A 26,148-nucleotide genomic window follows, 5' to 3' on the forward strand; every position below is an offset into this window, starting at 1 on the left:
ATCACAAAAAAGGAGTTCCTAAATTCCATGACAAATAAGTTAAGTGCCTGCACAAGCATCTTAATTGGTAAAAACGCAAGTATCGACGGCACAATCATGATTGGGCGAAACGAAGACGCCAAAGCCGCCTGGCCCAAACACATGGTCGTCCACCAGCACGGGGCCCTTGGCAAACGCTTCATCTCCAAGGACTCGAAGTTTGAACTGGAGCTGCCCACAAACAGCGCTCGCTACACGGCCACCCCGGAATGGACGGACAAGGAAGGCCTGTTTGAAGAAGACGGCATTAACGAATACGACGTGGCAATGAGTGCGACCGAAAGTGCCTACGCCAACCCACTGGTCTTGGGCTACGACCCCTTAGTACCGGATGGGCTGAACGAGGAGGCCATGATCACCGTCGTCCTCCCCTTTGTTAAGACTGCCCGTGAAGGTGTCCAACGGCTCGGGGACTTGATTGCCAAATATGGGACCGGTGAAACCAACGGGGTCCTCTTCGCCGATAACGATGAAGCCTGGTACTTTGAGAGTGGCAGTGGGCACTACTGGGTGGCCCAGCGGATCCCGGATGATTCCTACGCGGTGGTCGCTAATCAGCTGGCCATCCAGGAAATTGACTTTAATGACTTGGATAATTTCATGTTCCACCCCGGAATCCAGGACTTCGTGGCCGCCAACCACCTCAACCCGGCCAAGGAAGGCTTCAACTTCCGGCAGATCTTCGGCACCGCCGACCGGTCAGACGCCATTTACAGTGAACCCCGGGTCTGGGTTGGTCACCAGATGTTCAGCCCTAACGCTGCTAAGGACGAGCACCCTGAGGATACCGACCTCCCCTTCATCATGAAGCCGGAAAAGAAGCTGTCAGTCTTCGATGCCCAGCAGTACCTGGCCAACCACTTTGAAGGCACCCCTTATGACCCACTAGGTAAGGGCCCGGATGCCCACAAGTACCGGCCAATCAGCCTGGCCAAGACCCAAGAGTCCCACGTTCTCCAGATGAACCGGCAGCCGGGAGCTAATATCCACTGGCTGGCAATGGGCGTGGCGGCACAAAGTACCTACGTGCCCTTCTTCAACGGCATTACCGATGTTCCGGCGCCTTACAAGCGGGGCAAGCTTCCCGCCCAACTTAACTCGGCCTACTGGATTTTCAAGCACGCCAGCGTCCTCGTTGACAGCCACCTCCATGACTTCTTGCCCCTCTTAGGGGATGTCCAAAAGGAGCGCAAGAGTGCCGCCATTAAGATGATCCAGGAAACGGACGCCGTTGTTGCTAAACTGGCGGCCGACAAACGGCCGGCCTACCTGACCCAGCAGAGCAACAACTTTGCGGTCGACACCATGAATGCCTACAAGAAGCTGGTCCTGGAACTGATCACCAAGATGACCGATTATTCGCCGTTAAACTTCAATACAGATGAAAACCTTTGATAATTTTAATTACAAGGGGGCCGGGAGAAATAATTTTCTCACCAGCCCCTTTTTTTCGAATGTTAGAAAGTCGTTACAGGAAATAAGTGCTTCGAACTCGCCCGTTTAGAGGTTAATTCCGGGTGCTAATATTTTTCAACCCAATAGTTCTTCCCATTGCCTTACAAAGTCGGTTTCGTTATACTGGCCTGCAATCTGGTAGGCCTTTTTCGATAAAGCCGCGTACCCTTGTGAATCACTTAAAGTGGCTACTACCCGCTTTGCGAGGGCTGCTGGGTCCCCGTTTGCGACCAAATTATTATTTGGCAATAAAGTATTTACGTAAGGAACGTCATAGCTGATCACTGGGACGCCGTGGCTCATACTTTCCACCATGTTCATCCCCAGCCCCTCATTCTCACTGGCGTTAATGAAGAGGTCGGCATGGTCATAGATGGTTGGCTGCACCTTGTAATTCAGTAAATCGACGCTATCGTTAAGGCCCGACTGCTTAATCAAATTTTCAACCGACGATTGATAACCAGCGGTAAAGTAGCCCTGCATGACAAAACGGGCATTTGGTAACTGCTGGTGAATAAGTTGAAAGGCGGAGATGAGGTCCAAAATCCGCTTCACTTCCGTTAGCATGCCGCGGTAGACCAGCGTTGGTTTGGCACTTAATTGACGGTCCTTAGTTGTCACTTTGTAATAGCAGTCCATTACATGATGCAAGCAGTTAGGGTAAGTAACGAACCGGCGAAGGGCCCGTTCCTCCTGCTTAGTAGGTAGGGCCACCTTGTCAAAGTGAGTGGTTGTATTTCCGTTTAACGCCAACTGGTAATCGGCATAAATTCCCTGCTTATTTTTGGCTTGACTATGGATTACCGCAATCGTCTGAACGGGTTGATCAACCGCTAAGACATTGGCATCTAAGCTTCGCCGGTCACTGATAAAGGTTCCTTGCCGTTGACGATTTAACTCGTTTAGAAAGAAGGTAAAAATTGCCGACTCGGAATCAAAAATACGGTTATGTCCCCCGTAATTAAGGAGCTTCCACATTGACGGCCGGACCTGGCCGTCAATATTCATGTGGGTAATCTCTAAAACGACCTGCCCGTGCGGATCAAGAAAACGCTGGCTCCCAATTGTCCCGTCTGGATGATAAGATTCAACCATTGATTTGAATCCCCGCCAGTCCCAGTACTCACGGACGGCAGGATGGCCCAGGTCATCGAGGTATTCAACATCCCCAACCAGGCCGACTGTTGCGGGCATCACGTGAATGTTGGCAATTGTTTTTCCCTGGTAGTGGACTTCTGACCGGTTATTATCAATTCCCACAACATGGTAGTCCTGAAGGGGAATGCTCTCGAGGTAGCGAAGACCTTGCTTTTTTCGCGGCTGGTTCAGGGCCTTCTGGAAGAAATTATACATATTGATTGAATCTTGTTGGTCAAGGCCGTGCTGCTTTAAGTTCTGACTAAGAAAACGGTTATAGTTCCGGGTGACAATCTTTACCTCATGTCCGGCCCTCTTTAAGGCATGCAATCGTTGAAACTGGGAAAACTCGGTCCCCGAATTCAGGCTAAATACATTTTCGCCAATCAGATAAATCATCTACTCTACCCCTTTCAACCGTTCTTTAGCGGTATCAATCAGTTTTTTCCACCCCTGCCAAACATTATCTGGCGAATAACGACGGGCAGAATCGTACGCACCATCACTAATCTTTTGCATTAAGGCGGGGTCCTTGAAAAGGGTGATCAGCCGGGCTCCTAAAGCCTGGTAATCACCATAGTCAACCACGTACCCATTTTGGCCATCTTGAATGATATCATTGGGGCCGTAATTAACGTCATAGGTCACACCAACCACACCATGGGAGATGGCTTCCATGATGGAGAGATTAAATCCTTCCATAACCGAGGTCAGGCCAAATATCTGGGCCCGGTCTTCAACGGCTTCCACATTACTGGTGTAACCTTTAAAGGTCACTACATCTGTCAAGTTCAGTTCGTGAATAAGCTTAGTCAGCTTGTGCTTTTCCCCATAATTATTGGCTGAATCAGGATAGCCGTACAGGTCAAGGGTCACTTCTGGCACCCGGTCGTGGGCAATCTTAACTGCCTTGATCAACGCCCCCAGGTTCTTTTCACGGGCAATCCGGGCAACCGCAATAATCTTGCCAAAGATTCTTTGGCTTTCTGGAACACGGGGGGCTTTTAACTGACTTTCTGGGACAATCCCCACCGGAATCGTGTACATGTCACAGGTCGGGTGAAAGCGGGTAATGACATCCTTTGTTTGGCGAGCAGTCGCACAGATATAAGCCGAATACTTATTGATGTTGACGAGGGCGTATTCGTAATTATCATTAAGAACCGAATGGAGGGGGTCTTGAGCATTGCCCGCTTGAGAATTATGAAGGTGCATAACCGTATATGCTGGACGGTCAAGGTGAATTAGGGCATCATCGGCAAGTAAAGAGCGGTCCAGTATAAAGGTGTTTTGCCCCTTTTCATTAACCACATTCAAGAAGTAGGCAAATAATTGGTCCAGCGTTGCAAACTGGTGGACAAGCTGCTTGTGGTCTTGTAGCCACCAGCCAGTGGTGACCAATTTACCCTGAGCATTGAACTTATGAAAGGCACGCATCACCACTTGACCATCCGGGGTGACCCATTCCTCGTTGTCAATTTTATTATCAGGTGAATACCACTGCAAAAGGGTCCGGAAACCCCGGGAATCGTAAATATCGACCCGGTAAAGGTTGCCATAGCCATCAAACAATTCAACCGAGGTTACCTGCTCATTATTTTCCTCATCGTAATTGACCCGCGCCAAAAGCCGGCCGTCCGGACGCGACACGAGGTAGCGGTGGTTGGGCCCATCCTTAACCAGTTGTGGATTACTGATACCAAGATCAATATCCGTGACCGTTACCCGTTGTTGGGGGACACTAACCGTCTTTTGAAAGTAGTCAAACATAGAGAGCAAGTGCTGGTCATCGACCCCCGCCCGGGCCGCAGTGGCGTGAAGGTCCCGACTCCAGTCATGAATAATGATCTTGCACGGGTAATCGTGCTGTTCAAACAAACGCAGACGCTTGAGTTCGGCATGCTCAATTCCGGACTTATAATCTGGCATTCCAAAGTTAATAAAGTAAAGCATTATTTATTTCCCCACTATTTAAAAAGTTGCGTAGCATTTATCTTCAAAATATAATTACGGTCAAAACAGATAAGGGGCTGGTGAAAGAATCGAAATCAGTTTATCAGCAAATATACGTTTTAAACAAAAAGCTTCACGCACCCGGAAGAATCCGCATGCATGAAGCCTTCATATTCAGCAAAGAGCTACAATCTCGCAACTTTTCGCTTTAATTTTACCTATTGATACTTTTCCACAGCCGCAACTAACTGTTCAAGTGATTGGCTACCAAAGATCACCGGTGAGTCATCAATCATTGTTGCTGGCACACTCATGATCTTCTTATTCTTCCGCAGTTCCGGGAAGTGTTGGAGGTCAATCATTGTCGCGGTAATGTTTGGATTCAGCGAAGCCATCCGTTGACAAGCCGCGACCACGTCTGGGCAGAAGTGGCAGGTCAAAGAAACCCCAATTCTGATGTTAGCAGCAGGTAGTTTCTTGATCCGATCCACCATTTCGGGTGCAATCGTCTGGCCCGGACCAGCCACGTTGTAGACCCCAAGAACCAGGGAGTTCAGTTCGTGACCGGTTGGAATCCCGACATAGTGCAAGCCGGTGTCGTTACCATCTGCGTCCAGGAGCTTCAACAGTGGCAGGCATTCACCGCTACCCTTCTTTGTCGTTACCGTGAAGTGGTCGTTGAGGCCGGCAAACTCGGTCGCAAAGCTGACCAGCTGCTGGCTCAAATCACTGTCATTGGTGTTGACTTCCAGGGTGACATCCTTGGTCAGGCGGTCAAAGATTGGCTTCAGTTGACTGTCGATATCAGCACTCAGCCAGTTGCCTTCGTGCGGCGTTACCTTTTCCTGCTCTTCCAGGTTGGTGGTTTGACCAACTGTCTTAGCGGCCTTCTTGGCCACGTCAGCATGGATTGGAATCCCCTGCTTTTGCTTTTGGGTGGTGACGTATTGCTCCGCCGCCGTTGCTGCTACGGCCCCATCAGAAGCCGCCGTGATAATCTGGCGGAGATTCTTCACAATAACATCCCCAGCAGCATAAACCCCGGCAACGTTGGTTTCACCATTGGCATTGGCCTTGATGTAACCGCGGTCGTCCAAGTCAACGATGCCTTGCAGGTTCTTGGTGGCTGGCTGGGTCCCGACGTAGATAAAGATGCCAAAGGTATTGTCGCCTTCGTCAACGTGGTAGGTTGTCTCCCGACCCGTCTTGTTGTTGACCAGGGTGGCTTCCGTTACGTAGTCATCACCCTTGACTTCCTTGATCTCGGTATTGTATTCCACCGAGACCTTTGGGTTGTTCAAAGCCCGGGCCGCCATCAATGGTGGGCACTTGAAGTGGTCGCTGCGAACAAGGACGGTAACGTGCTTACCAAACCGGCTCAGGTAGTCGGCTTCTTCAGCAGCGGCGTAACCGCCACCGACAACGAAAATCTGCAGGCCGGTGAACAATTCACCGTCACAGGTCGAGCAGTATGCAACACCGCGTCCCCGGAATTCATCTTCACCGGGAAAGCCCACTTTGCGCGGCTTAGCACCGGTGGCGATAATCACGCTGCGGGCGTGGTACTTTTTGCCACTATTACCAACCAGGACCTTAACTTCGTCTTTCAGCTGGTACTTTTCAACCTGGTCGTGTTCGATGGTGACACCAAAATCAGCCACCTGCTTTTGCATCTGGTTCATTAGCTGGGTCCCGTCGACTTTTTCCACGGCGGGGTAGTTGTAAACCACGGAGGTTGTAGTGACCTGGCCGCCGACGGTATCGCCCTCAAGGACCAAGGTATCTAGGGTCGCCCGACCGGCGTACAGTCCGGCAGACAATCCTGCTGGCCCGGCCCCAACGATGATCAGGTCGTATAAGTGTTCATCTGCCATAACTAATCACCCATTTTCGGATTAAAGCTTACCAACAAGGTCTAAGCTTGGCTTGATGGAGTCTTGACCTGGCTTCCAGTTAGCTGGGCATACCCGGTCACCGTGTTCACGAACGAATTGAGCAGCTTGCAGGGTCCGCAGAATTTCGTCAGCGCTCCGGCCAATACCCATATTGTTGATCGTGTAGGATTGGATCTTGCCATCTGGGTCCACGATGAATACACCACGGTAAGCTTGGCCAGCATCTTCGTCTAAGACATCAAACATCCGGGCTAACTTACCAGCAGGGTCGGCAAGCATGTGGTACTTGATCTTACCAATCTTGTCAGATGCTTCCGCCCATGCTTTGTGGACAAATTCAGTATCTTCAGAAACGGAGTAGATCTCAGCGTTAGCCTTCTTGAAGTCTTCGTACTTGTCTTGCAAAGCCTCCAATTCGGTTGGGCAAACAAATGAGAAGTCAGCTGGGTAGAAGAAGAAGATGGCCCACTTGCCAAGAACATCCTTCTTAGTAACTTCCTTTGTTTCACCGTCTTGGTATGCATTTACCTTGAAGTCTTCAATTTCGTGTCCAACAAAATTCATAGATATCCTCTCCTTAAATTAGAATCATTCTTAACTACACTTATAAGTATAACCAACTTGTGGAATTAATCAAGGCCTTTTTAGAATTATTCTAAAAAATTATAGACAAAAAGCAGGCGTGGTGTTCCATTAACACCCGCCTGCTTTAACTAACTTTAATTGAGGAACTACCGCCCAGGTATGGCTAACGGTAGTTCTCCTTTTTCTACCAGCTAGCCTTACGGACACCCGGAATCTGTCCCTTATGGGCAAGGTTCCGGAAATTAATCCGGGACATGCCAAACTTACGCATGTATGCATGTGGTCGACCATCATACCGGTCACGATTGTGCAGCCGCACCGCACTTGAATTGCGTGGCAGCTTGGATAAGGCAATGTAGTCACCCTTGGCCTTCAACGCCTTCCGCTTAGCTGCATACTTCTTAACTAACGCTTCTTGGTGGTGTAATTTAGCAATTTTTGACTTTTTTGCCATATAAGTTGCTTTCGCTCCTTTTATTTAGAAATTACTTTATGCAACAAACAACTAACATTAAACATCTGCGAATTCATTCATTACCGATTATCTGACATTTATTGACCAAAAGCAACTAAAAGGGCTTACTTCAACTTTTCCTGGGCAAATTGGCGATATTCATCCGCGTAATTATATTTTTTATTGTAACGGGCGAGCAGGTCCTGGTCATGAGTGTAAGCTAAGCCAGTCTTCATCATCAACTGGTATAACTCGGCATACGGGATGGCATCCGTTTTTGCCCGGTCACTTTCGACCGTCCGGTCATAGGCAACATGACGGAAACTTGTCTCGGCCATCCCCCGGTCGTCAATCTCTAGAATCAAATAGTGGGCGCGCAGGTCCCTTTGTAAAGGCTGCCAGTGGTTAAAGGGTTCCCCGACCGCCCCCGGATTGAGGATAATTCGTTCATCATTTGAGTAACGGAGCAACTCGTGGTGAACATGGGCATAAATTGCCACGTCGACTGGCTGGTCAGTTTTGACCTGGAAAAGCTTGTCAAAATTACTGGTTGACTGGGTCGGGAAGAGGGCCTGGCCCATGTTTAAATTGGGCAAGTTATGAGAAATACCAAAATTCAGTGGCCCCACTTGCTTGGTAACGTGCATTGGCCAGTTGGCAATACTGTCAATCACCTGGTCAGACGCGTGCCGCGCCACATATTGAGCGAGGCGGGCAAAATAGACGTGGGAAGGTTTGTCCAGGTCCATCAATCCCCGGGCACCACGGACCACCAAGTCATCCCAATTTCCCCGGACAACAACCGCTGGGTTCATCTTTTCAAAGAGCTTCCACACCCGGGTAACACTAGGGCCCGGCATCAAGAGGTCACCAATAAACCAATACTGGTCAACACCCTGTTTTAAGCTATCTTGATACATCGCCTGCAAGGCACTTAGGTTACCGTGGACATCCGAAAAAACGGCAATTCTTGTTTTCAAACCGTGATTCCTCCTTTTTATTCCTATTAATAGTATATTACCTTTTTACCCCGATTTTCATTAGCGATTTTCGTCGTAAAGGTGCTAAACTGGTTGAGTGAATTATCGTTTTGAAAGGAAGGATACCTTGTCATCGTCTAGTCCAACTATCTCAACTAAAACCCGCCGCTTAATCACCGCCATCCTCCTCTTATCAGCCTTTGTCAGCCTAGCCAGCCAGACAATGATGATTACGGCACTGCCGGTAATTGAACATGAGTTACACGTTTCCTTAAATGCTGTGCAGTGGCTAACGACTGGCTATACCCTTATCATTGGGATCGTTACCCCGCTGTCTTCTAATATGTACGAAAAATTTACTAATCGCCAGGTCTTCTTATGGACAATCGGTGCATTTATCGTTGGTACCACCATCGGTTGCCTGGCCACCAATTTCTATTCTTTATTATTAGCCCGGTTAATGCAAGCCGCCGCTAGTGGGATGCTGATGTCGTTTCAAATGACAACGATGATCTCCATCTACCCCATTAAGCAGCGCGGGGCAATTCTTGGCCTTTCTAGCCTGGTTATCTCAACTGCCCCAGCAATTGGCCCGACCCTCTCAGGGTTCTTATTACAAGTTCTCTCCTGGCGTTGGCTTTTCATTGCTGTCTTACCATTTATGGTCGTCATCTTCATTATTGGTTATTTTAAGCTTCAAAACTTCTCGGCAACCAGGGATATTAAGATTGACTACATATCTGTCCTCATTTCCCTCGTTGGTTCAGCCCTGGCCCTCGGTAGTCTAACGGTTTTTGAAATCAACGTTTGGATTGGCTGGGCAATGCTGGCCTGCGGACTGGTCATTATTGCCTTTTTCGTCAAGCGCCAGCTCCATTTGGCAAACCCAATGCTAAAGGTGCAGATCTTCAGGTACCCGTCCTTTCGCTTGATGACCTTTGTCGGGATCTTCGCCTTCATGATCCTTCTCGGAACTGAACAGCTAATACCGATCTTCAGTGAAAATGTTCTGGGGATGGGGAGTTTCAAGTCCGGTTTAATCCTCCTCCCGGGCGCCATTTGTAATGGGGTAGCGGCCTCCTTTATCGGCCGCCTCTACGACGAATATGGTCCCAAGTGGTTGATCATCACTGGTGGGGTCTTGATGCTCGTTGCCTCTTATCCCTTCGTTACCATTTCTTCGCATTCGTCAATCCTGGTCTTAACGCTGGCCTACACTGTCCGGATGATTGGCAACGCCTTTGTCTTTAGTCCGGCCTTATCAGAAGCGTTCTCTGGTCTTTCTCAATTAGAGAATAGCCACGGGACTGCCCTTAATAACACGCTTCGTCAGGTTTCCGGAGCCGTTTCAGTAACGATGCTGGTTGTCATCGCGGGGATTCCGACTAACCTAATCGACGGGATCCGTCTCTCAATGTGGATCACCGTCCTCCTGGTTGTCTTAATGATGTTTACCTTTGCTCACTATCTAAAAATTAGTAAACGGCGCTAATTCCTGTTACAATAACTAATTGTTAACTTCAAAAGGAGATGAAAAATGGGAACAAGTAGTGATGACCAGTACCCCCAGGGCCGGCACCGCACCTTTTACACTCTCTGGCTAGGAGCCTTCATTACCGGGGCTGGCTACTCAATGACCATGCCCTTTATTTCGTTGTTTATCAACGAACTTGGTAACTTCAGTCACTTTCAGTTGAACATCTTCTCCGGGCTAGCATTTGGGGCCACCTTCGTCAGCCAGGCAATTGTCTCACCTCTGTGGGGCAACTTGGCGGACCGGAAAGGGCGGAAATTAATGTGTATGCGGGCGGCCGGGGTGATGGCCTGTACAATTTTCTGTATTGGCCTGGCACAAAATGTCTGGATGATCATTGCCCTCCGTTTCCTCCAGGGGGCCTTTTCCGGGTACATCAATAACGCAACCGCACTGATGGCCGGTGAAACCCCGCGGTCCCACTCTGGCTGGGTAATGACGGCGATGACCACGGCAGGGGTAGCTGGCAACCTGGTGGGGCCCCTCCTCGGGGGTGTTCTTTCGGGAGCGTTTGGTTACCGAATCCCGTTCTTTATCACCGGTATCTTGATGTTCCTCAACTTCTTGGGGACGACCTTTTTAACGACGGAACATTTTACCCCAATCAAGAAAGGGAAGATGAAGCCCCTTGGCCAGATCTTTCAGGAACTGGACAACCCAGCAACCATCATCACAATGTTTTTCACGACGATGGTAGTCATTTCATCATCAATGTCCATTACGCCAATCATCAGTCTGTACGTTAAGTCTCTGATGCATAACCAAGGAAACGTGACCCTAGTTGCGGGAATCGTGGCTGCGACCCCGGGACTGGGGACACTGGTCTCTGCTTCAAAGGTCGGCCATACGATGGATAAGATTGGTCCTAAGGTTGTTTTGCGAACCGGACTGGCGGTTGCCTTTGTCCTATTTATCCCGATGACCTTCACCCATTCTCCATGGTCACTGGCCTTCTGGCGGTTCCTCCTGGGCCTGGCCAATGCCGCTTTGACCCCGGCCATCCAAACGGTCCTAACTTTAGATATACCGACTGAAGCCTTTGGACGGATTTTCAGTCTCAACCAGTCCTTCCAGGCAGCCGGTGCTGTTCTTGGGTCTATAATTGGTTCGGTAATTTCTGGACTGTTTGACTACCCGATGGTTTTTGCCGTTACCGGACTAACACTTCTAGTCAACTTCATTGTTGTCATGTTCGTCATGCAAAAGCGGCGAGAATCATAATCTAACAAAAAAGAAGCCGAATCTTCGGCTTCTTTTTTTAGTTAATAGCCAATTGATAGGTCTTGTGCGTCTTAACACTGCAGGCCTGACCAATTGATGGTTGATTTAGGCAAGTTAGCTGAGCATAGACTAAAGGCGTCATCACTGCCCCATCAAAATGAAGATGTTGCAGTGCCCATACCATTGCCGGAGTCATTGCGCAACCAATTACCTGGACTTGAGAAAAATGGTGCGCTAAGGCAACGCTGACAATTGTATCATAACGGGCCATCGCAGGGCTTAATTCTAACAGACATGGTGTTGAAAATCCTGCGATCTCTTGCAAAAGGTGGTAACATTGCCGCTTACTGGCAATGCCAATCACAAGCAGCGGGACGCCCGCGGCCAACAGGTGACGAATTAAAGGACCACAGAATTGCCCGCCAATCATCACTGGCACCTGAACCCAGACATTATCACCGAGAAGAGTCAGCTGCTCTGCCTGTCGACAAACGCCCGCGATTGTCTGGGCATCCGTGGGGATAATTACCCGGTTACTAACATTAATACTTTCTGACCGCCTTAAGCGGGAAAGTGCCTCCTCCCCCGCTACGCTCAACCTAAACCCATTGTTAAGGTTTTGCTGAGCACGCCAAGAGAGTTCGTTTGGCGCCACCTGGTCAATAAATATACCAATTGAAGCTAGCGTGGTCACAAATATCTTCCTTTCAGCATTATATTAACTAGACCAATTGCTAAATCCAGGTTATATAATGCACCATTTTGCTTAAATAGTCAAGACTTTTCATTAACTTTAGCCAGCATACCAATTGAGCTTATCGAATCCTAATTAGTGCTCCAAATATCAATAATTCAACGTCCAGTAAAATCATTATAATAACCTGATCACTGAACAAAGAAAAAGGTTGTTGAAAGAGTAATGGCTCTTTCAACAGCCTTTATTAATTATGGAGCAGGACAATCATTTAACTTTTTGGTCAACAGCCGTTTTTTCAGGATAAAAGAAGTTATAAATCGTCAACACGAGGTAGGCCAGCAGGACCCAGCGCGGCATTATGTAGGCCAAAAAAATCAGAATGAAGTTAATAACTAAAACGATCACAAGCCGGCGACCGAGCCGCATTGAGAACATCTTCGGGCTTCCCTCAACCTCATTGAAAAATTCCTCCCAAGCGGTGGCAGAAATGATAAGCTTCATCAGGTTGGCAATGAAGTAGGCAATTCCATAGTCAAAGACGGCTAACCCGGTTGGCTCCAACATCATCCACTTCGTCAGCATTGGAATCACCGAAAGCGCTGCGAGGAAAACAAAGTCGGTGATGATCATCTTCTTAGTGACACGGTTAAGAACCAAAAGCATCCGGTTAAGGTCATACCAGAAGTTAGCCACCACAAAGAAACTTACCAAAAAGATAAAAATCGAACCCATAAAATTTCGGTAGGAAACGCCAGCTTGGTTCGGGAGCGGTACTTCCAGGACCATCACGGTTAAAATGATGGCAATAACCCCATCGTTTAGATTATCAAGGTGTTCTTTAAATTCCGCAGCGCCCTTTTGCTTCATTCTGATGAGGCGTTGCTGAATCTGTTTACGCGAAGCTATTTTGTTATTTTCGTTTTTTCTCACTTTTAAATCACCAGAGGCTATTTTAACCAATTTTGGCTGGAATAAAAAGTGGCTAGTTCAACAGTATAAAATGTTATTGCTTAGATTTCTGTCCTCGCTACCTGAGTATATAGACAATCTACCTTATTTTAGTTTTAAACCAAAAAGAACCCCTGCCTAAGCAAGGGTTCTTTTACTGCAATTAGATTACTTTTCTTCGTCGCGACGCTTTTCAGCAATCCGCGTAGCCTTACCAGTACGTGCCCGCAGGTAGTACAGCTTAGCACGACGTACACGACCATGACGTAGAACGTCAATCTTAGCAACCCGTGGTGAGTGAACTGGGAAAGTCCGTTCCACACCGACACCGTTACTGATCTTCCGAACGGTATAAGTAGCGCTGATACCAGCACCGTGGCGCTTGATAACAACCCCTTCGAACATCTGGATACGTTCGTGGGAACCTTCCACGATCCGGGCGTGAACACGAACAGTGTCCCCAGCACGGAAGTCTGGAATATCATCACGTAATTGACTTGCCGTAATCTTTTCGATTAACTTATTTTGACGCATAAAATTTCTTTCCTTTCGCCGACATTCATGTCCTCAAGCGGGCAGCGGAATACCGTTATTCACAGCTAAACAGCCAATAACTACTATACATGCTTTCCCTGTGACTTTCAAGGGTTAATCCCGATGTTCCTGGTTAATTATCGAATGGCGCAGCCCGTAGGCAAAGTAAATCACCAGGCCGACCACAAACCAGCCAACCATCAGGATCTTTGCGTCCCGATTCAGTCCCCAGAAAATCACCGCTGAAAAGAGGGCCGAAATCGTCGGTAACACCGGGTACCAGGGCATCTTAAACTGCGCGTCCGGCAGGTCCTTCCCTTCCCGGGGGCGCAGGGCGTAAATTCCCAGCGAGACGAAAATGAAAGCCACCAGGGTCCCCGCCGAGACCAACGTCGCCAGGAAGGTAAACGGAAAAACTGACCCCAGGATCATCGCCAAAAAGGTAATCACCCATAGGGCATGGTTGGGCACGTGGCGACCATCCACCACACCTAAGGTCTTCGGCAACAACCCGTCCCGGCCAAAGGCGTAAATCAGTCGTGACGACGCCAGCAAAATCGCAATCAAAGCCGAGAAGATGCCGACAATTGCCACGATTGACAACAAGTTGGCCGTCAGGTAGTGACCGGACTGACGGAGGGCCCAAGCGGCCGGCTCCGCGTTGTTGGCGTAGCGGGAGTACTTAAACATCCCCACCAGCACGAGAGATACGGCAATAAAGAAACCGGTTCCCAGTACCAGGGTCCCAATCAGCCCCCTAGGCATCGTCTTCTGCGGGTTCTTCGTCTCCGCCGTATTGGCCGCAATTGCGTCAAAGCCCACATAGGCGATAAATATCTGGGCGGTCCCAGCAATGATTCCCTGCCAGCCACCAAAGCTCGTGCCCGGCTTATGCGGTGGGATAAAGGGGACGTAGTTTTTCGTCTGGATTGCCGTCATCCCGACAACCACAAACATGATAATCACCAGGAGTTTGATGGAAACGATGAAGTTCTCGATCCGGCTCACCTGGTGAACCCCCCGTGAGATTAGGATGCCGACCACCAGAATGGCCATGGCCGCCAGGATGTCAACGTACGACCCCTTCGCTGGGTTAACCCCCCCGGTCAAAGCCACCGGTAGTTTAATCTCTAGACTGGCTAAGAAGCCTTGCATATAGGCCGACCAGCCTGAGGCAACAAACGCCACCGAGATGAAGTACTCCGCCAAAAGCGCCCAGCCAGCTACCCAGCCAAAGAATTCGCCGAAGAGGACGTTAATCCATGAAAAGGCCGACCCGGCAAAGGGCAAGACCGAGGACATTTCAGCGTAGGCCAAGGCTGACAAGCCCGCACCAATCGCCGCCACGATGAAGGCCAACGGCACGGCCGGTCCGGTGTGCTCGGCGGCAACGATCCCTGGCAAAGTGAAGATGGCGGTCCCAACCACCATCCCTGTTCCCAGGCCAATTAGGTCAATCGTCCGCAGACTCGGCGTAAGCTTAGCATCCTTTTGCTGGTAGACACCCGGGTTCTGTTTCCAAAATAGTCGTTCAATTAGCTTTCTCATCGCTACCACCATTAGTCAGGAACGTCCGGGTTCTCGTCCAGCTTGATATCCTGGAGCATCAGCTGCTGTTTTCGGCTCAACTTCGCTGACTTGAGGAGGTCCGGTCGGCGGTGGAGGGTCCGCCGCAAGGACTCCTTCATCCGCCATTCCTTAATTTTCTGGTGGTTGCCAGAGGTCAAGACTTCGGGGACCTTCATCCCCCGGAAGTCAGCTGGTCGGGTGTATTGGGGGTACTCCAAAAGACCATTAGAGAAGGAATCACCCATCGGTGAGGACATGTTACCTAAGACCCCGGGAACGAAGCGGACCGTAGCGTCAATCATTACCATCGCCGCCAGCTCGCCCCCAGTCAGGACATAGTCACCGAGGGAGGCCTCATCGGTCACCAGCTGGCGAATTCGTTCGTCGTAACCCTCGTAGTGACCGCAGATAAAGGTCAGGTGCTCTTCCTGTGACAGCTCCTGGGCGTACTCCTGGTCAAAGCGCCGACCAGCTGGATCCATCAAGATAACCCGGCCCTTAGGGTACTTACCCGCGTTCTCCTTATCGATTGCCGCCATGGCGTCAAAGATTGGCTGCGGCTGGAGGAGCATCCCGGCACCCCCACCAAACGGGGCATCGTCAACGTGATTATGTTTATCCGTTGTGTAGTCCCGGAAGTCCGTCACCTTAATATCCAGGAAGCCACTTTCCTGGGCCTTACCAATGATTGACTCGCCCAGGGTAGCCTGGAACATATCCGGGAACAGGCTCAAAATATCAATTTTCATTATTCCAACCCCTCCATCAATTCAACCAGGACCTGGTGATTCTCAAGGTCAACCTTCTTAACCACGTCGTCAATCACTGGCAAGAGGAGGTCCGCCTTGTCCGGCCGGTCCACAACCCAAACGTCATTGGCTCCCGGCGCCATGATTTCCTTAATCGTACCCAGCTCTTCACCTTCCAGGGTCTTTACGGTCAGACCGATGATTTGCCGGTAATAGTACTGGCCGTCTTCCAAGGGCTGCTGGTCCTTTTCAGTGACCATTAACTCATGGTCCCGAAAGTTCAGAACATCGTTGATGTTGTCATATCCCGCAAACTTAACTAAAAGAAAGCCCTTATGCTGACGGGCCCTCTCAACGGTTAATTTCAGCGGTCCCTCCTTCATGTCCAGGTAGAGCCGGTGACCCGCTGCGAACCGTTCCTTCACGAAGTCGGTGGTTGGCATGACCCGGACCTCACCGCGGATGCTGTGGGTATTGACGATTTTTCCAACATTAAAGAAATCCAATTTTTGCCTCCTTATCGTACAAAGTGCAGAAAAGCTGAAAGAGGCTGGAGAAAACACAAGGTTTTTCCCCAGCCTCTTTTTATTAGTGACGATGATCATTAATCAGTAACCGGACTTTTTTAGAGTTGGAACGCCGAGAACGGGCCCCCTCAACAACGGTACGTAACGCCGCCGCAACATGTCCCTGCCGACCAATCAGCCGACCGACATCCCCCGGGTCAACATCAACAATGTACTGATGATAACGGCCACTATCGTCTTGGGTAATGGATAGGGCATCCGGACGGTTTAAAAGTGGGGTTACTAAACTACGAATCAGCGCCTCTATATCTGTCTCAGTCATGATAACTCATCACTACTTCTTTGCGTACTTAGCTTCGTGGTACTTCTTCATAACGCCAGCCTTTTGAAGCATGTTACGAACAGTGTCGGATGGTTGGGCACCCTTTTGAAGCCAATCCATAACAGCGTCTTCATCAAACTTGACTTCCTTAGGAGTAGTCAATGGGTTGTAAGTACCTAAAGCAGTAATGAAACGACCGTCACGTGGTGAACGTGAGTCGGCAACAACGATCCGGTAGAATGGACGCTTCTTAGAACCCATACGCTTTAAACGAATTTTAACAGACATTTTTGCACCTCCCTGAATTCTTTTAACAGGTAATAATATACCAGTCTTAGAAGAGAATGTAAAGTAGTTTTTCTTGACAGTCTAAATTATTTTCTCTTCTTGCGGAGCTTGCGCAGTTTTTTGATCCGCTTGGCCTTGTCCTTCTTCATCTTCCGCGCCATCCGGTTCATTGCCATCTGGCCCATCTTACCACCAGGCATCTGGCCACCAAACATATTCTGCATACCACTCATATTGCCATTCGTGACCTGCTTCATCATCTTCTTCATCTGGTTAAACTGCTTGATCATCCGGTTAACTTCCACAATTGGCCGCCCCGCACCAGCAGCTAACCGCCGGCGCCGGCTGGGGTTCATCAAATCAGGGTTCTCCCGCTCTTCAGGCGTCATTGAGAGAATAATTGCCTTGATGTGGGCAAACTGCTTTGGGTCAATATTAATATTCTTCAATGCGGGGTTGTTCGCCATTCCCGGCATCATCTTAATAATATTTTCAATCGGCCCCATCTTGGTTACCTGGTCTAATTGAGCGAGGAAGTCATTGTAGTCAAAGGTATTTTCCCGCATCTTATCCATGGTTTCCTGGGCCTGCTCTTCGTCAAAGTTCTTCTGAGCCTTTTCAATCAGGGTCATCATGTCCCCCATGCCCAGGATCCGCGAAGCCATTCGGTCAGGGTGGAAGACGTCCAGGTCTTCCATCTTTTCCCCTTCACCGACGAACTTAATTGGCTTCCCAGTGACCGCCCGGATTGACATGGCAGCCCCACCACGGGTGTCCCCATCTAACTTGGTCAGGACAACCCCGGTGATATCGAGCTTATCGTCAAATCCTTCGGCGGTGTTGACTGCATTTTGCCCGGTCATCGAGTCGATTACCAGGAGAATTTCGTTCGGGTTGACCAGCTTCTTGATGTTGGCCAATTCGTCCATCAGCTGTTCATCAATCTGCAGGCGCCCGGCCGTATCGATGATCACGTAGTCATTATGGTTCTTCTTGGCAACTTCCATCCCCTCGCGGACAATCTCCACGGGGTCAACGTCCGTCCCCTTCTCAAAGACCGGCACGTCGATCTTCGATGCCACCTGTTGCAGCTGGGTGATGGCGGCTGGCCGATAGACGTCGGCCGCGATGAACAGTGGCCGGGCGTGGTCCTCGTTCTTTAGGCGCAGGGCTAACTTCCCCGCGGTGGTCGTTTTACCGGCCCCTTGGAGTCCGACCATCATAATAACGGTTGGGATATGCTTGGCCTTGTTTAGGGGAACGGCTTCTTCCCCCATCAGCTTAGTCAATTCCTCGTTAACAATCTTGACGATTTGCTGGGCAGGGTTCAACCCCTTCAGTACTTCAGCTCCAGCAGCTTTTTCCCGGACTGTCTTTACAAAGTCTTTGACGACCTTAAAGTTAACGTCGGCTTCCAGGAGGGCGAGGCGAATTTCTCGCATTGTTTCCCGGAGGTCCGCTTCCGTGACCTTAGGCTTGCGCCGTAGTTTTTCCATCGCCTTTTGCAGGCGCTCAGTTAATCCTTCAAATGCCATTGTTTATTCTTCCTCCAAACTTTCCAAATGGCCAACCAAGTTGTTCAGCTTGGTATCGTCTGGGTAGTGGGTACGAACGTAATTTTGAATCTCGTCCGCCTGCTTGTTGCGCGCCTGAAACTCGGCGTAAAGGTGCAATTTGGCTTCGTAGTCTTCCAAAATGTTCTCTGTCCGCTTGATATTATCATAAACCGCCTGGCGACTCACGTGAAAGTTCTCGGCAATCTCGCCGAGAGAATAATCATCCCCATAATAGAGCTCCAAGTAGTCGTTTTGCTTCTTGGTCAAGAGCGGCTGGTAAAACTCAAAGAGGGAGTTGATCCGGTAGTTCTTTTCAATTTCCATCGCGATTTCTCCCTAGTCGACCTCGACCAGGCCCTTGAAGAGGCCGTAAACAAAGTCACTGGCGTTGAACTTCTGCAAGTCGTCGACCTTTTCACCAAGGCCCACGTACTTGACGGGCAGGTGGAGTTCGTTCCGGATTGCCAGGACAATCCCCCCACGAGCCGTCCCGTCGAGCTTGGTCAGGACAATTCCCGTGACGTCGGTGCTATGCTTGAAGAGTTTAGCCTGGTTGAGGGCGTTTTGCCCCGTCGTGGCATCTAAGACCAGCAGGACTTCATGGGGCGCGTCCGGAATCTCTCGGGTCAGAATCCGCTTCATCTTGGCCAGCTCGTTCATCAGGTTGACCTTGTTCTGCAGCCGACCAGCCGTATCAACGAAGAGGATGTCATAGTCCTCCTTCTTCGCCTTTTGGACTGCATCGAAAACAACCGCCGCCGGGTCGCCGTTCTCTGGTCCGGTGACAATGTCGACACCGTCCCGCTTAGCCCAGACATCCAGCTGTTCCGTAGCTCCGGCCCGAAATGTGTCGGCGGCCGCCAGCAGGACCTTCTTACCCTGCTTTTTGAAGAGAGCCGCCATCTTCCCGATGGTGGTCGTTTTGCCGGCCCCGTTGACGCCGACAAACATAATCACGGTTGGGCCTTCCTTAGCCATCTGCAGGTCTGGGTTTTCGTCCTTCCCGGCCTCGTCGTAGAGATCGACCATCTTTTCGATGATGACGTTAGAAACGTCCTGCTTGCTCTTGGCGTTCTCCAGCTTAACCTCTTCGCGGAGCTCGTCGCTGAGCTTCATCGCCATGTCGTAACCGACATCGGATTCAATCAGCATGTCCTCCAGGTCGTCAAAGAAATCTTCATCGACGTGGCGGAAGTTAGCCAAGAAACGGTTCAGCCGGGCACCAAAACCGGTCCGTGACTTCTCCAATCCCTTGTCATACTTTTTCTCTGTCCTGTCTTCCGTATCCGCTGCCGGGGCCTCACTTGCCGCCGGTTCGGGCGTTGTCGGTTGAGTTGGTGCAACGCTGGCCGGTGCCGGCTCGGTAGTACTTGTCGATGCCGGAGTGGTTGGGGCCGCACTGGCAGATTTTGGCTCGGTTACGCTCGTCGATGCTGGGGCAGTCGACTGGACACTGGTAGATACCGGTTCAGTAGGCGCAGTCTCGCTAGCAGACACTGGTTCTTCACGCGGTGCGGTTGGGGCCGCACTCACTGCTGGTTCCGGTGTCGTTGGTTCGGCACTGCGGGCCTTAGTTGGCTGTGGCTGCTCACTAGCCACACTGCTTGACACGGTCGTCGACTGGGTCGATTCTGGAGCTGTTGTTGGCTCAGTGGGTGCTGAAGTGGTTTGTGTTGTTTGGGCCGCTGATTCCTCTTCGGCAGGCGTCGGTTGCGTTTCCGCAGGTGCCGGCGTCGTTGGTTGGGCCGCCTCGCTAGTGGGGCTCGTTGGCTGGGCACTAGCCGCTGATACTGGTGTGGTTGGGGCGCTAGTGGCCGCTGATTCTTCCTGTTTTTTCTTTTTATGACGGCGGAAAATATCAAATAATCCCATGACTATTCCTCCTTGTTTTCTTCATTCAAATTTTCAACGACATCAACGGAGACCATTTTGGAGACCCCGGATTCCTGCATGGTGACCCCATATAAAACGTTAGCCCCCATCATTGTTCCCTTCCGGTGGGTAATAACGATGAACTGTGGCCCTGTCTTGCCGAAGCGGTTGAGATAGTTGGCAAAGCGCTGCACATTGACCTCATCAAGTGCCGCTTCCGGTTCATCCAGGATGGCAAACGGCACCGGCCGAACCTTCAAAATTGCAAACAAGAGGGTGATTGCGGTCAGGGCCCGTTCCCCACCGGAAAGCAAGTTCATGTGTTGGTTCTTCTTGCCTGGTGGCTGGGCCATAATGTCGACCCCCGTGTTCAAGAGATCGTGAGGGTCGGTCAAGACCAGCTTGGCCTGGCCGCCCGCAAAGATCTGCTGGAAGGTCTCATTAAAGGCCGCCGAGACCTTTTTAAAAGTTTCGGTAAAGCGCTGCTCGACCTGGCCGTCCATCTCGGCCATCGTTTGTTGGAGTTGGTTGCGAGACTCCAGGAGGTCGGTCTGCTGCCCTTTCAGGAAATCATACCGCTCCTTAACCCGGTCATACTCTTCAATTGAACTGACATTGACTTCGCCCAGTTCGGCAATTCCCCGCCGTAAAAGCTTCAAGCGGATTGCCAGCTGAGAATCGCTGATCTCCTTGTCAACCTTTTGACGGGCCGCGTCAATTGTCATTGAATAGTTATCGTTCAGGCGGTTAAGCAGCTGGTCAATCTTGCCCTCACTGCGAACCCGTCGTTCGTTTAAGTCATTTAAGTCATCCTTGGCCGCCCGATCGAGTTCTTGGAGACGCTGGTGGTCATTTTCGGCCGCCGCCACCTGGTCCTCGACCTGGCTGACCTGCCGGTTTAAGTTCTTTAGCTGGGCCTGGTGGGCCGTTAGCTTCTTCTTAGCCATTGCCAGGGCCGCCGCCGTAGACTCCGTAGTATCATCTGCCGATTGGAGTTCCCGGGCGAGCTGGTCGCGTTGGTTGCGGAGCTGTTCAGCCGCTGCGTTCAGTTCGGCCAGCTGGTGGTCAAAATTCTGCTTTTGCCGGTCATACTGCTGACTGCGTTCCTTGGCCACCGCGAGCCACTGTCTGAGCTGGTGAATCCGCTCGCTCTGGCTATCGGCGTCTGTCTGAAGGGCCCGAATCTGCTGGTTAACCTCTTGGATATCCGTTTGGACCTGGGCCAACTGCTGGTCAGTGGTCTTCTGGGCTGCCTGGTTATCGGCCAAGGCGGACTGGAAGTCCTGGTGTTGGTCATCTTGGAGGGCAAACTGACGCTTCAAGGTGCTAATCTGACTTTCAATTTCCGCCCGTTGGTCTTCTAAGATTCTGGATTGCCCCTGGGCATCTTGTAGTTGACCCTGGTAACTGTGCAGCTTCTCCTGGAGGGCGGTTACCTGGGCCTGCCCCCGCTGGTGGGAGGCCTGTAAAGCCGCCACCCGCTTTTCTAATTGTTTAGCCTGGTCCTGCTGGCGCTTCAAGAGGGCATCTAGTTCCTTACCCGATTGCCACTGACTCAGCAGACCGTGTTGGTGGTGGCGGTTCGCTCCACCGGTCATTGCCCCGCTAGCGTTGATTAGCTGGCCATCCAGGGTGACTACCCGTAACTGATGGTGACCAGCCCGGGCCACCGCCGTAGCATGGTCAAGGTTATCCACGATGACCGTGTTGGCTAAGAGGTGATTAACGATGATCTGGTAGCGGTTTTCGTACTTGATCAGGTCGGTTGCCCGGCCAATGTAGCCTGACAAGTTAACCACCGTCGGGTTGACCATCACCGGCTGCCGAGAGCTCAGAGTATTCAACGGCAGGATGGTCACCCGGCCAGCCCGCTTGTTAATCAAGTAGTGGATGATTTGCTTCCCCGTTGTCTGACTGTCAACCACCAGCTGCTGGAGCTGGCCGCCAAGGACGGTTTCAATCGCCGTCGTCAGCTTGGCCGGCACCTCAACCAGCTCACTGACCGCCCCGGCAAGGCCTGGGAACTGCTGGCGGTTTTTCAGAACCGCCTGGACGCCCCGGTAGTAGCCGGCATACTCTTCCTCCATTGCCCGGAAGTTCCTGATCCGGGATTCGGTCGAATGGGCATCCCCGAGGGCCTGGTACCACTGCCGCTGGGTCTCCTGATATTGGTTCGTCAGGTCGGCTAATTTCTGCTGGGTATCAGCTAGTTTTGCCTGGCAGTCCTTAACTTGGGCCGTCAATTGGTCAATTTTGTCCTGGACCAACTGTCCCCGCTTTTCCAGTGCCGCGTGCTTCTCCTGTCTAGTGGCCAGGTCAGCATTGCTCTGCTTTTCCTGGCTCAAACACTGCTGGTGACCCTGCTTCAGGAAGTTTTCCTGGTTGTGGAGAGTCGTCTGCTTCTGGAGGAGGTTAATCTGCTGGTCGCGCAAGTGATTAAGGCGGCCCCGGAGCTTAGCAATCTGCTCCTGGCCAGTCAGTCGTTCGGCATCCGCCAGGTCCGTCTGGTGGCTTTCCATAGCCGCTTGGTGGCTGGCTTCTTGCTTCTTGAGGTCTGCTAGCTGGTCCTGGATTGAACTAGCAGCAGCCTTATTCTTGGCTAGCTGGTCCTGGAGGCGGTCGCGCTCACGTTGCTGCTGTTGATGCTTGACTGTGGAGACCGACTGCTTGCTATTGTAGCCGGCAATCAGCTCGGTCTGCCGAAGAATTGCCTGCTGGAGGCGGTCCTTCTCGTTCAAAAGGTCCGCCCGCTGCTTCTTCAGTTTCGTCAGCTTACTGGCGGCCACTTTGGCCTGGTCTTGGTACTGATTGGCCAACTGTTTCGCCTGGGCAACCTTGCCCGTAGTGGCCGTCAGCTGCTCGTGCACGCGGTCATAACTGCGGACCAGCTGGGTGCGGTCAAACAGGTCCAGCTGCTTTTTCTGCTCAAGATAATCCTTCGCCAGGGCACTCTGGTCAGCAAGGGGCTCCAATTGACTATTTAGCTCGCTGATAATGTCATTGACCCGGTTAAGGTTATCCATCGTAGCGGACAGTCGCTTTTCGGCAGTTTCCTTATTTTTTCGGTACTTGGCAACTCCGGCGACCGCCTCGATAATGGCCCGCCGGTCAGCTGGTTTCCCGTTGAAGACCGCTTCGATCCGGCCCTGGGAGATGATGGAAAATGACTCCCGACCCAGACCCGAATCGATAAAGAGGTCGACAATATCTTTTAAGCGGACCTTTTGCCCGTTAATCAGGTACTCACTGTCTCCATTACGGTAAAGCTTCCGGGTGATTGTCAGCTCGGTAAAGTTACTGGCCAGGTAGTGGTCGCTGTTATCAAAGGTGATGGAAACCAGAGCCCGATTCAGCGGAGCCAGGTCAGTCGAACCGTTGAAAATCACGTCGGCCATTTTATCCCCACGAAGATGGCGGGCCGACTGTTCACCCATCACCCAGCGAATGGCTTCGATGATATTACTTTTTCCGCTACCGTTGGGGCCAACAATCCCCGTCATTCCTTCTTCAAATTTAATCGTGGTTTTGTGCGCAAATGATTTAAAACCATCTAAAGTTAACGACAATAATTGCATGCTTATCTTCTCTCAACGTTACTTCGTAGTGCGGAGTTTTACCAACGCCTTCTTCGCCGCCTGCATCTCCGCCTGCTTCTTCGAGGACCCGCGCCCTTCAGCAATGACCTTGCCATCTGCTGAAACATTAACGTGGAACTGTGGATCGTTTTCCGTCCCCTGTTCATCCAGGAGGTGGTATTCAATCAAGACATCCCCATCGCGTTGTAGAAATTCCTGGAGACTGGTTTTGGCATCAACGGCATGGTCAAACCAACCCATGTCAAGTTTTGGAAAAATCACCCGGTGAACAAACTTCTCCACGGCTGGCCGCCCCTGGTCAAGGTAGAGGGCACCAACGAATGATTCAAAGATGTCACAGAGGAGGCCCGGACGCTGACGAGCACCTGCCATCTCCTCACCGTGCCCCAAACGGATATACTGGTCAAAGTGGCACTCCTTGGCAAATTTGGAGAAGCTATCTTCGCAGACCATCGCCGCCCGCAAACGGGTCAGCTTTCCCTGGGGTAGTTGGGGGTAACGCTTATAGATGTATTCAGAGACAATTAATTCCAACACGGCATCGCCAAGAAATTCGATCCGTTCGTAAAACTTCAGGTGCTGGTTGGGGTGTTCATTAACGTAGGAAGCCTGGGTAAAGGCTTCTGCTAATAAACTCGGGTCAGCAAAGTGAATATCAAATTCCTTGGCCAAGTAGTCTTGCAGTTCGTTAATCATAAACCTCTTCCTTTCTTATCTTTCATTAAAATATTGATTCTTTCCTATTATACTAGACAAGTCTTTTCCTGCGCAGCCTTTTTCTAAAAGAAGCTGGGGAAAAAGCACTAGAAACGCGCTTTTCCCCCGCAATTACTGCCTAATATTCAAGAATCGAAAGGAGGGTGGGAAAACTGTAACTTTCCCACCCTCTTTGGTGCTTAATCAGCTGTGTGCTGGTCGATGTAATCAACCACTTCACCAATGGTACTCAGCTTTTCGGCTTCGTCATCGGCAATCTCAGCGTTAAATGTATCTTCAAGTTCGAGAACGAATTCAACAAGGTCAATTGAGTCGGCGTCCAAATCCGTCTTGAGGTTCAAATCATCCGTAATTTTGGCCCGGTCGATATCAAAATGATCGGCCACGATTTCAGAAACCTTATTAAAAATTTTGGTACGCTTATTATCATTTTCAGTCATGGTAAATAACCTCTCTTTATTAAGTACGCTCCTATTTTATTCGTTTTTGCCCTGCTTGTCTACTACGGAAGCTTGACTAAAGAATTCTACCGTCTTTTCAATAACTCCTGAAGTGAGCATCTTCCTAATCTGTCCAATGGTATTCTTAACCGCCTTAGCATCCGAAGCACCGTGCGTTTTTACAACTGGCGCCTTTAAGCCAAGTAAAACGGCTCCTCCGTAAGTGGAGACGTCCATCTTCTTACCAATCTGGTGAAAGACCGGCTTTAAGAAGAGGTAACCTAACTTAGCCCGAAGACCACCATTCAATATTCCACTCTTAATCAAGGTTAGTAACATTCTAGCGGTTCCTTCGGTCGCCTTCAAAGCAGCATTGGCTGTCCAGCCATCACTGACGACAACGTCAGCTTTTCCGTATAGGAGGTCGCCGGACTCAATATTACCAACGAAATTTAACCCCTCTTCGGCATTTAAATCCTGCCAAACCGCCTTATGGAGTTTATCACCCTTATCTTCTTCGGCCCCGTTATTTAAGAGCGCTACCCGTGGATTCTTAACCTTCAGAACGTTTTCGGCATAAAATTTACCCAGATAACCATATTGAACAAGGTTGCGCTCCTTGCTTTCGGCGTTTGCCCCACTATCTAAGTAAACAAAGCTATGGCGGTCAGCACCCGGCTTAGTAATTGGCAGAATACTAGTTAGTCCGGGACGGTCAATTCCCTTAATTCGGCCAACAATAAAAATTCCAGCGGCCAAAACCGCCCCCGTATTCCCGGCAGAGAAAAAGGCATCTGCTTGCCCATCCTTCACCGCGCGGGCCGCCCGGACAATGGAGGAGTCCTTCTTTTTCCGAATCGCCCGAACTGGTTCTTCACCCATTGAAATCTCCTCAGTGGTGGCTTTAATGGTCAACCGGTCATTGTTCTTAATCAAAGGCTTTACCTTAGCAGGGTCACCAAACAGGTCGAATTCAAGATCCGGATATTGGTCCCGTGCTTGTTCTACTCCTTCAATAATTGCTTGGGGAGCATTATCGCCACCCATTGCATCAACAGCAATTTTCATTTTATTTCCTCC

At 50.5% G+C, this 26,148-nt stretch carries 24 protein-coding genes; 3 read left to right on the forward strand and 21 right to left on the reverse strand.

Going from position 1 to position 26,148, the window contains the following annotated elements:
* Positions 1-27 precede the first annotated feature (27 nt).
* A complete protein-coding gene (locus KZE55_RS06235; RefSeq protein ID WP_222257833.1) occupies positions 28-1,434 on the forward strand; it encodes a C69 family dipeptidase in 1,407 nt (468 codons plus the stop codon).
* A 135-nt stretch (positions 1,435-1,569) separates the two neighbouring features.
* On the opposite strand, the gene KZE55_RS06240 is transcribed toward KZE55_RS06235, so the two are convergent.
* The 6 genes from KZE55_RS06240 to KZE55_RS06265 form a co-directional block, all read right to left on the reverse strand.
* The gene (locus KZE55_RS06240) at positions 1,570-3,030 is read right to left on the reverse strand and encodes a glycosyltransferase (protein ID WP_222257834.1); all 1,461 of its coding nucleotides are present in this window, start codon (positions 3,028-3,030) and stop codon (positions 1,570-1,572) included.
* On the reverse strand, positions 3,031-4,584 hold the full coding sequence (locus KZE55_RS06245) for an accessory Sec system glycosyltransferase Asp1 (protein ID WP_222257835.1): 1,554 nt from the start codon (positions 4,582-4,584) through the stop codon (positions 3,031-3,033).
* Positions 4,585-4,802: 218 nt separating this feature from the next.
* Positions 4,803-6,458, reverse strand: coding sequence for an FAD-dependent oxidoreductase (locus KZE55_RS06250; protein ID WP_222257836.1), 1,656 nt, complete (start codon positions 6,456-6,458; stop codon positions 4,803-4,805).
* A gap of 21 nt (positions 6,459-6,479) precedes the next feature.
* Positions 6,480-7,043, reverse strand: coding sequence for an alkyl hydroperoxide reductase subunit C (ahpC, locus tag KZE55_RS06255; RefSeq protein ID WP_047768565.1), 564 nt, complete (start codon positions 7,041-7,043; stop codon positions 6,480-6,482).
* Positions 7,044-7,248: 205 nt separating this feature from the next.
* Positions 7,249-7,518, reverse strand: a complete 270-nt coding sequence (gene rpsN / locus KZE55_RS06260) for a 30S ribosomal protein S14 (protein ID WP_047768563.1) — start codon at positions 7,516-7,518, stop codon at positions 7,249-7,251.
* 125 nt (positions 7,519-7,643) lie between these two features.
* Positions 7,644-8,498, reverse strand: coding sequence for a metallophosphoesterase family protein (locus KZE55_RS06265; protein WP_222257837.1), 855 nt, complete (start codon positions 8,496-8,498; stop codon positions 7,644-7,646).
* 127 nt (positions 8,499-8,625) lie between these two features.
* On the opposite strand from KZE55_RS06265, the gene KZE55_RS06270 reads away from it, so the two are divergent.
* Entirely contained in the window at positions 8,626-9,990 is a 1,365-nt protein-coding gene (locus KZE55_RS06270; RefSeq protein WP_222257838.1) for an MFS transporter, read from the forward strand.
* 45 nt (positions 9,991-10,035) lie between these two features.
* Positions 10,036-11,253, forward strand: a complete 1,218-nt coding sequence (locus tag KZE55_RS06275; RefSeq protein WP_222257839.1) for an MFS transporter — start codon at positions 10,036-10,038, stop codon at positions 11,251-11,253.
* 37 nt (positions 11,254-11,290) lie between these two features.
* Here KZE55_RS06275 and KZE55_RS06280 read toward each other — a convergent pair whose 3' ends face one another.
* The 15 genes from KZE55_RS06280 to plsX form a co-directional block, all read right to left on the reverse strand.
* Complete coding sequence (locus KZE55_RS06280) at positions 11,291-11,947, reverse strand: beta/alpha barrel domain-containing protein (RefSeq protein ID WP_222257840.1); 657 nt, start codon at positions 11,945-11,947, stop codon at positions 11,291-11,293.
* Between the two features lie 267 nt (positions 11,948-12,214).
* Positions 12,215-12,880 (reverse strand): TMEM175 family protein, encoded by a 666-nt coding sequence (locus KZE55_RS06285; RefSeq protein WP_261313199.1) that lies wholly within the window; start codon positions 12,878-12,880, stop codon positions 12,215-12,217.
* A 186-nt stretch (positions 12,881-13,066) separates the two neighbouring features.
* Complete coding sequence (rplS, locus tag KZE55_RS06290; protein WP_047768552.1) at positions 13,067-13,432, reverse strand: 50S ribosomal protein L19; 366 nt, start codon at positions 13,430-13,432, stop codon at positions 13,067-13,069.
* Positions 13,433-13,546: 114 nt separating this feature from the next.
* On the reverse strand, positions 13,547-14,980 hold the full coding sequence (locus KZE55_RS06295) for an APC family permease (RefSeq protein ID WP_222257841.1): 1,434 nt from the start codon (positions 14,978-14,980) through the stop codon (positions 13,547-13,549).
* Positions 14,981-14,991: 11 nt separating this feature from the next.
* Positions 14,992-15,750 carry a tRNA (guanosine(37)-N1)-methyltransferase TrmD gene (gene trmD / locus KZE55_RS06300; RefSeq protein WP_047770345.1) on the reverse strand — a complete coding sequence of 253 codons (759 nt, stop codon included), beginning with the start codon at positions 15,748-15,750 and terminating at the stop codon, positions 14,992-14,994.
* Entirely contained in the window at positions 15,750-16,256 is a 507-nt protein-coding gene (gene rimM, locus KZE55_RS06305; protein WP_222257842.1) for a ribosome maturation factor RimM, read from the reverse strand. Before rimM ends, trmD begins: the two co-directional genes overlap by 1 nt.
* Before the next feature lie 82 nt (positions 16,257-16,338).
* Positions 16,339-16,599 (reverse strand): KH domain-containing protein, encoded by a 261-nt coding sequence (locus KZE55_RS06310; RefSeq protein WP_222257843.1) that lies wholly within the window; start codon positions 16,597-16,599, stop codon positions 16,339-16,341.
* A 12-nt stretch (positions 16,600-16,611) separates the two neighbouring features.
* A complete protein-coding gene (gene rpsP, locus KZE55_RS06315; RefSeq protein ID WP_047770352.1) occupies positions 16,612-16,887 on the reverse strand; it encodes a 30S ribosomal protein S16 in 276 nt (91 codons plus the stop codon).
* A gap of 86 nt (positions 16,888-16,973) precedes the next feature.
* Positions 16,974-18,422: a signal recognition particle protein gene (ffh, locus tag KZE55_RS06320; RefSeq protein ID WP_222257844.1), complete on the reverse strand. Its 1,449-nt coding sequence runs from the start codon at positions 18,420-18,422 to the stop codon at positions 16,974-16,976.
* Between the two features lie 3 nt (positions 18,423-18,425).
* On the reverse strand, positions 18,426-18,767 hold the full coding sequence (locus tag KZE55_RS06325; protein WP_047770356.1) for a putative DNA-binding protein: 342 nt from the start codon (positions 18,765-18,767) through the stop codon (positions 18,426-18,428).
* A 12-nt stretch (positions 18,768-18,779) separates the two neighbouring features.
* Positions 18,780-20,315, reverse strand: a complete 1,536-nt coding sequence (gene ftsY, locus KZE55_RS06330; RefSeq protein ID WP_222257845.1) for a signal recognition particle-docking protein FtsY — start codon at positions 20,313-20,315, stop codon at positions 18,780-18,782.
* 2 nt (positions 20,316-20,317) lie between these two features.
* Positions 20,318-23,890 carry a chromosome segregation protein SMC gene (gene smc / locus KZE55_RS06335; RefSeq protein WP_222257846.1) on the reverse strand — a complete coding sequence of 1,191 codons (3,573 nt, stop codon included), beginning with the start codon at positions 23,888-23,890 and terminating at the stop codon, positions 20,318-20,320.
* An 18-nt stretch (positions 23,891-23,908) separates the two neighbouring features.
* Positions 23,909-24,607: a ribonuclease III gene (gene rnc / locus KZE55_RS06340; RefSeq protein WP_047768941.1), complete on the reverse strand. Its 699-nt coding sequence runs from the start codon at positions 24,605-24,607 to the stop codon at positions 23,909-23,911.
* A 200-nt stretch (positions 24,608-24,807) separates the two neighbouring features.
* Positions 24,808-25,068 carry an acyl carrier protein gene (acpP, locus tag KZE55_RS06345; RefSeq protein WP_222257847.1) on the reverse strand — a complete coding sequence of 87 codons (261 nt, stop codon included), beginning with the start codon at positions 25,066-25,068 and terminating at the stop codon, positions 24,808-24,810.
* 36 nt (positions 25,069-25,104) lie between these two features.
* Positions 25,105-26,136: a phosphate acyltransferase PlsX gene (gene plsX / locus KZE55_RS06350; protein ID WP_222257848.1), complete on the reverse strand. Its 1,032-nt coding sequence runs from the start codon at positions 26,134-26,136 to the stop codon at positions 25,105-25,107.
* Between the last annotated feature and the right edge of the window lie 12 nt (positions 26,137-26,148).

This window comes from Limosilactobacillus panis (assembly GCF_019797825.1).
Lineage (GTDB): Bacteria > Bacillota > Bacilli > Lactobacillales > Lactobacillaceae > Limosilactobacillus > Limosilactobacillus panis_A.